General features: G+C 49.9%; 7 protein-coding genes and 1 pseudogene. 3 read left to right on the top strand and 5 right to left on the bottom strand.

The genetic code is table 11. The features are described 5' to 3' along the window. Nucleotides 1-94: 94 nt before the first annotated feature. Nucleotides 95-391 (bottom strand): annotated as a pseudogene (locus ACMWLG_RS25145) (H-NS family nucleoid-associated regulatory protein); the annotation flags it as partial. A gap of 423 nt (nt 392-814) precedes the next feature. Then, entirely contained in the window at nt 815-1,660 is an 846-nt protein-coding gene (locus ACMWLG_RS25150; RefSeq protein WP_001625719.1) for a DUF6387 family protein, read from the bottom strand. A 707-nt stretch (nt 1,661-2,367) separates the two neighbouring features. Here ACMWLG_RS25150 and ACMWLG_RS25155 point away from each other — a divergent pair. The 3 genes from ACMWLG_RS25155 to ACMWLG_RS25165 all read left to right on the top strand — a co-directional run bounded on the left by ACMWLG_RS25155 (nt 2,368) and on the right by ACMWLG_RS25165 (nt 3,782). Then, a complete protein-coding gene (locus tag ACMWLG_RS25155) occupies nt 2,368-2,724 on the top strand; it encodes a hypothetical protein (protein WP_023333137.1) in 357 nt (118 codons plus the stop codon). An 87-nt stretch (nt 2,725-2,811) separates the two neighbouring features. Continuing rightward, nucleotides 2,812-3,156 (top strand): cupin domain-containing protein, encoded by a 345-nt coding sequence (locus tag ACMWLG_RS25160; RefSeq protein WP_045404665.1) that lies wholly within the window; start codon nt 2,812-2,814, stop codon nt 3,154-3,156. Nucleotides 3,157-3,224: 68 nt separating this feature from the next. Further along, the gene (locus tag ACMWLG_RS25165; protein ID WP_045404668.1) at nt 3,225-3,782 is read left to right on the top strand and encodes a YceI family protein; all 558 of its coding nucleotides are present in this window, start codon (nt 3,225-3,227) and stop codon (nt 3,780-3,782) included. Here ACMWLG_RS25165 and ACMWLG_RS25170 read toward each other — a convergent pair. Genes ACMWLG_RS25170 through ACMWLG_RS25180 form a run of 3 tightly spaced genes read right to left on the bottom strand, consistent with a single transcriptional unit; the run spans nt 3,774 to nt 5,627 of the window. Further along, nucleotides 3,774-4,565 carry an anti-sigma factor family protein gene (locus tag ACMWLG_RS25170; RefSeq protein WP_045404671.1) on the bottom strand — a complete coding sequence of 264 codons (792 nt, stop codon included), beginning with the start codon at nt 4,563-4,565 and terminating at the stop codon, nt 3,774-3,776. The genes ACMWLG_RS25165 and ACMWLG_RS25170 overlap by 9 nt on opposite strands. Further along, nucleotides 4,562-5,092, bottom strand: coding sequence for an RNA polymerase sigma factor (locus tag ACMWLG_RS25175; RefSeq protein WP_080262529.1), 531 nt, complete (start codon nt 5,090-5,092; stop codon nt 4,562-4,564). The genes ACMWLG_RS25170 and ACMWLG_RS25175 overlap by 4 nt, the downstream gene beginning before the upstream one ends. Before the next feature lie 7 nt (nt 5,093-5,099). Further along, entirely contained in the window at nt 5,100-5,627 is a 528-nt protein-coding gene (locus ACMWLG_RS25180) for a tetratricopeptide repeat protein (protein ID WP_045404673.1), read from the bottom strand. Nucleotides 5,628-5,955 lie beyond the last annotated feature (328 nt).

Here is a 5,955-nt window from a genome sequence, read left to right on the forward strand (position 1 = left end):
ACCGTCTGAATTTGCAGCGGGCTGGAGAAAGGGTCATTCTGAGAATGAAGATTCCGACGTTACTAACTGAGTGTTGTATCTAATCGTGGGGGCAGGTCAATTTGTATTTAGCCGGTCGTGGTTCACGGCTGGATTTTGGCTTAGAAGAAGAACTCAGACCAGAAAGCAATTCTGCTGGATCAATGCCATCCTCAAGGAGTTGCTGACGAAAAGCTTCGAGCTTGGCCTGTCGTTCTTCCTTATCTTTCAGAAATGTAACTTCTTCTTGCCGACGATCTTCAACCACCGTAGTCAGTTTCTCCAGCATTTCTTCAAGATTTTCAAGAGAAAACTCACGAGACCGAGCGCGAAGTGTACGAATGTTGTTTAATATTTTAAGAGACTCACTCATTTTTTATCCTTCCTGGTGATGTTTAGATACATTAACTTCTTAATGTGTTTCACAATAAAATGCAAGGATTTATATTGGAAATACAAAGAAAAGCATCCTGTAAAAGATGCTTTTGATAAATTATCATAATCACCTTAACATGAGTAAAGAGACATGCCGTCATCCTAATAGTTGGTTAATGACAAGAATGAATATAAATTTCATTCGTCATTCCAAGTTAATATATTCGCTGTTATTTCATTTTTATTTATATAAATCTCACCCCAAGGCACAATCAATATACTTAAAAAAAAACCATCAAACAATAGTCAAAAAGCTCAATTGTAAAATAATTTTAATGAATGTCATCGACCTTTTTACAAATTATCCACATCAGAAATGAAAATATTTTTCAATACACCTAAGAATTATGGGTGTCATTTTTCAATCCGATAGTTTCATTACATCTGAGACTTTCATTTGCTTCAAATGGCTATTTTTGTTCATGAAGTAAAGGAATTGTCGTATAAAGTCAGTTGTGCAGGATTTAAGGGCCAAAGGCCTGTCGGTATCTTTGATTTGGCTGGACTGCCTCATTTCGCTTTCTTCGTCATCATCTGTATATAGTAGTCTGGATAACCTGTCGTCAGAAACACGGATTTTTTTAACGGCTGCCCACACCAAGATATCTAACATAGGTATTACTCGATAACTGATGAGTTTCTTGATAGTTCCGTATCCAAAACGAACAGATTCCAATGGGTTTTCATCAATACCCTTAATTTTACGCCATTGCGGTAATGCAGCTTTAAGCGACTCTGCAATCTCTTCGTCTGTGCCACTTGCCAAATCAATCTCGATCATGACTGTTCGTGTAAACTGATCTGGCATAATGTCTGAAAGTGATTCCTCTCGAAGCTCTGCGTTTATAGAATAATTGTTACCTTCATGCCAAACAAAACCTCCGCGTTGCATAGCAATAATGCTCGTTTCAGCAAGGCGATCAAGAGTTGTTAGAAAAAAATGGGGGGGCTGAAAAAGTTTGTTGGCAGGAGTCATGTATCCAAGTTGCCCTTCTGGAATCAAAAAAGGGTTACCGGTGAAAATCTTTGAGAAGTAACCCATAAGAGTTCTGCTCTCAAACTCTTCCCGGTACTCCTTAAAGAACAGATTCCGGGCCCATAACTCGTGATAGAAGTGTATCAATGAGAGATCTTCAAACTTGCGATAGTTATCTATGTTAAGCCAAGCTTTGATTTCTTTTGTATGCTCTAGTGACCAGTTGTTCAAAATCCATTCTCCACCTATGCTGGTACTGCCCTACGGGTACAATTCAGTTATGCTTAAAAACTACCGTATACACTAATCGGTGGAAAGCAGATCCTGCTTACGCAGTTCAACTCCAGTTGGTAGCTGAACTGAGGATTTGTTATCTTTTGATACAATTTGCCAATCAGCTAATCGTGAGAACTCATACCATTAAGATTTATGGTTCCTTTTTAGAACCACCAATAGAATATAAATAAAAAATTAATATAAAAATCAATGGTTTGAATACCCAATCACAGGGACGCCAGCCCAAAATTCTCCATCGGTGATTACCAGAGTCATCCGATGAAGTCCTAAGAGCCCGCACGGCGCAAGCCCTGCGGGCTTTTTTGCGCCCCATTCCAACAGTTCCATCCATCCCTTTGACAAACATCAACCCCCTTCCCCCTTCTCCTGTGCAAAATTACCCACACCACCCAGCGCTACGGAATAGCCGCTCAACCCGGAAGGAACCCCATCATGTACAGACCCATAACCGTCATTATCTTTATTCTCCTGACCCTCGCAGCCCTCGCGGAAATAGGCGTTTTATCCTTTGGATAATCCTCAGGCGAAATATCCCTCATCAGGGCACATTGATCTCATTACAGTTTTTTCCTAAAGCCATCCCGCTTCGCCTGTGCCATGCTAAATCACGCTCATAACCGATAACGTTAAATGAGGATATTATGAAAAAAACAATTATCGCATTATCTGCCGTTCTGCTGGCTTCCCCAGTATTTGCTGCGACCACACATGCAACTGACGATACCGTCGCTGCGGCGAACGCAAACGCCAACGAGGCGAAGCAAAAACTGCACGAAGAGCAGAACAAAGGTGAAGAGCTGAAGCTGAAACAGAAGCATGCTGCGGAAGGTAAAAGCGAGAGCCTGGGCAGCAAGGTCAGCGAAGATTCCCAGAAAGCCTGGCATAAAACCAAAGAAGGCACCGAGAAAGGGTGGGATGCCACCAAAGAAGGCGCTGAGAAAGGCTGGAACAAAACCAAAGAAGGTGCCAGCGAGCTGGAAAAGAAAGTCACTGAGTAATTCCTTCGAAAGGCCGCGCAAGCGGCCTTTTTTATTCCCTCCCGCCCTGCTCCCTGAAGGCTAAACTTGTCTCAGGAGGGCACCGTCATGAGCCACAAAGACACCGCACCAGAAACCCAGGGCGTTACCGTTGAAATACTCTCCATTGTCGATTTGGGCCCGGAGATCGCAGGCATGGACGGGCGTCGGCTTCGCATGCGCAGGGTGACGCTCGCCCCCGGCGCGGTCTTTGGTCCGGTGCACGATCATATCGATCGCCCCGGTACTGTTTTTATCCTTGAGGGGACCATCACCGATCATCGTAACGGTATCGCCACCGATTACGGTCCCGGCGTCGGCTGGCCGGAAGACCATAATACGGTCCACTGGATGGAAAACCGGGGCCCGGTTACCGCCGTCGAAATCTCGGTGGATATCGTTAAAACAGCCTGACGCATAAAAGCCGAATAGATCCCGGGGGTGACGCGTTTACTCCCTGCCCCCCTAAAAGAGATCCTGAGATGCTGCGACGCCTGGTAATAGTGCTTGTTTTGGTTTGTCCGTGGGCGATGGCTGCCCCGAAGAGCTACATTATCGACACCGATAACACCGATATTCGGCTATCGTGGCGCGCCTTCGGCGGTATCCTCTCCTGGGCGACGTTCAGCGGCGTGACGGGCGCCGTGACGCTCAACCCGGAAAATGACGTCGACGACCATATTCACGTCACCATTCCCGTAGCGACTCTCGTAGCCTCAAACAAGCTGCTCACCTGGCAGCTGAAAAGCGACATGTTTTTTGAATCCGAGCGCTACCCGACTATCGAGTTCATCAGCTCTCGCGTGGTCGCCCAGGGCAACGGGCGGTTCAGGGTGTTCGGCACGCTAACCGTACGTAACATTGCCCGCCCGGTGATCCTGGAGGCCGTCGTGAAAGACCCACACACGCAGGCCCTCACGCTGGTTGCCACGACGGCGATCTCGCGCGCGTCCTACGGGATGGATAAGTTTGCGCTGGTCGTGGACGATCGTATTGCCATCGCGATTGCGATTAAGACAAACGACGTGCCGTCATCCTGAGATGAGCCGCTGTAGCTGCTCCGCGTTTCCCCGCAGGTGAGACGGCGGGTTGCGGCCAATCAGGACAAACTGGTAGCCCGCCTCCTGCCACCACGCCAGGTTCATGCCGTGCCGCTGCTCCTGGCGCAGAGCGGCCATCGTCTTCTCATCTACAGGAGAGATACAGAGCGCCATCGGGCCGTAGTCGGCGTTGATCCAGGCAATCTGCGCGATCGAGGTGGTTTCATAGCGCAGCATTCGCACCATTTTCAGCTCTGCTCCCTGCAGGACAAGCTGCGACATGCGCAGCTTGATGCCGATGTCCTGCGCGGCCCGTTCCAGCCCGCGCAGCAGGACCGGCGTTGCGCTGTCCATATCCAGCAGCGTCTCGACGCTGTACAGGGACATATATTGCGCTTCGAGGTCGCGAATATGGGCATTCTCATCCGCTGGCGCGGAAGCGGGCCGAAGCAGATAGCCCAGCCCGGATCCGACCATCAAAAAGCTGACCGATGCGGCAATCAGCGCCCGCCTGCTGACGCCAGCCGGCGTGGAGGATTGTGGATCGGGAAGCGCCGCCAGACGCGCCTGCATTGTCTCCAGAGGTGCCTCATCCAGCAGGGGGGCAAACGCCCCGGCGAAATCCTGGCTGCTTTTCATCAGTTCGGCGGTTCGCCCGGAGAGGCGTTCGTCCCTTTTCAACTGTTCTTCAAATTGCTGCGCGTCGGCGCGGCACATCTCGCCATCTATCCATGCCACGATAGCGTCGTCGTTATAGGGCGGTGCAAAACGGTGCGAGTTCAAGAGCGTTTCTCCTTTACCGGAGGCAGTGCGTCAGCGGACCTGGCAAGCCGAGCCCGCGCCGTCGCCAGCCGGCTCATTACGGTACCGATAGGCACCGCCAGGGTCTCCGCCGCCTCCTGGTAGGTAAAGCCTTCGACATAAACCAAAAATACCGCGTTGCGCTGGGCTTCAGGCAGCGCGTTAACGCGCTGCATCACCTTCATGTAATGCAGGCGCGTCTCATCCTGTTCGCGGGTATCCGGCGCCAGAAGCTCGTCGCTGGCCACAAATCCCTGCCCCTGACGCACGTGTCGGGCCCGAAGCTCAGAGATCCAGATAGAGTGAAGTATCGAGAACAGCCACCTGTCGATGCGCGTGCCCGGCGTATACTGGCTGCTCCGTTCAAGTGCACGCACGCAGGTGGACTGAACCAGCTCTTCGGCGATATCCCTGTTTCGCGACAGCACCAGCCCATAGCGCCAGAGACGCGGCAGGTGTGCGGCTAACTGTTGACGAACCTCACTGGTAGCGATGTCTTTTCCCTCCACGAGAAAATCAGGATTCCGGATGTCCGTTGATAGCGGCCTGCAGGTCACGGTACTCCTCGCAGGACTGGCCACAAATACCGGCAATCACCTTCAGCTGTTCTTTCGCGAGGTCAGGACGTCCTTTTACCATCCACGCTTCACCGAGATATTCCCGGGCTTTGGCATAATCCGGTGCGATAGCCAGCGCGCGCTGGTAGTAACCAATCCCTTCGTCCGTGCGGCCAAGCTTGCGCGTGGCGAACCCGCGATAGTTCCACGCTTCAGCCGTATTGCCATTTTTCAGCGAATCAAGCAGGTTGAGCGCCGCCTGGTACTCGCCTTTCTTCGCGAGATGGTACGCATAGTTGGTTTTGTCCTGGTCGCTGAGGCTGCTGCTCTTGTCCGGCACGCATTTCTGGGTGGCGCTGTCATACACCTGTCCGGAAGGACAATCGGGCGTTTTGCTCTCGGTACTATTATTGCCCATTGCCAGCGCCAGGGGGGACAGCAGGGAAAAAATCAGCATCGGGATCAAACGGAACGAGGACGTGTTCATATAAAGCTCCAGGGTAAGTAGGAAGTGACGTCAGTAAACGCCCGACTGACGCTTTTTATTCATTCTCCCCGTAATTTTTTTGTTGTCGCAAAATCATGCTGATGTCGTAGCCCCAATGGGAATGAATCAGGTTATTTTACCCTTTCCTTAACGCTATTATTTTCGCGCGATAGCAGAATTTTAACCCCGCATAAGAATATATTTTATTGTACAAGTGATATAATATATCTTATATCAAAAACGTTACCCTAACTTAAATGCATATTAAGCGCACTTAAACAATACCGTTTTACATTATATTAAAAATGTCTCCTACCAATTATCATAC

The organism is Enterobacter sp. 01-M-02-SI-ECC, assembly GCF_047530595.1.
Taxonomy (GTDB): Bacteria; Pseudomonadota; Gammaproteobacteria; order Enterobacterales; family Enterobacteriaceae; genus Enterobacter; species Enterobacter cloacae_M.

Bases quoted from the DNA above. Each gene is read 5' to 3' on its own strand.
- ACMWLG_RS25180 (WP_045404673.1), bottom strand. From the start codon at position 5,627: ATGAACACGTCCTCGTTCCGTTTGATCCCGATGCTGATTTTTTCCCTG.
- ACMWLG_RS25155 (WP_023333137.1), top strand. From the start codon at position 2,368: ATGAAAAAAACAATTATCGCATTATCTGCCGTTCTGCTGGCTTCCCCA.
- ACMWLG_RS25165 (WP_045404668.1), top strand. From the start codon at position 3,225: ATGCTGCGACGCCTGGTAATAGTGCTTGTTTTGGTTTGTCCGTGGGCG.
- ACMWLG_RS25160 (WP_045404665.1), top strand. From the start codon at position 2,812: ATGAGCCACAAAGACACCGCACCAGAAACCCAGGGCGTTACCGTTGAA.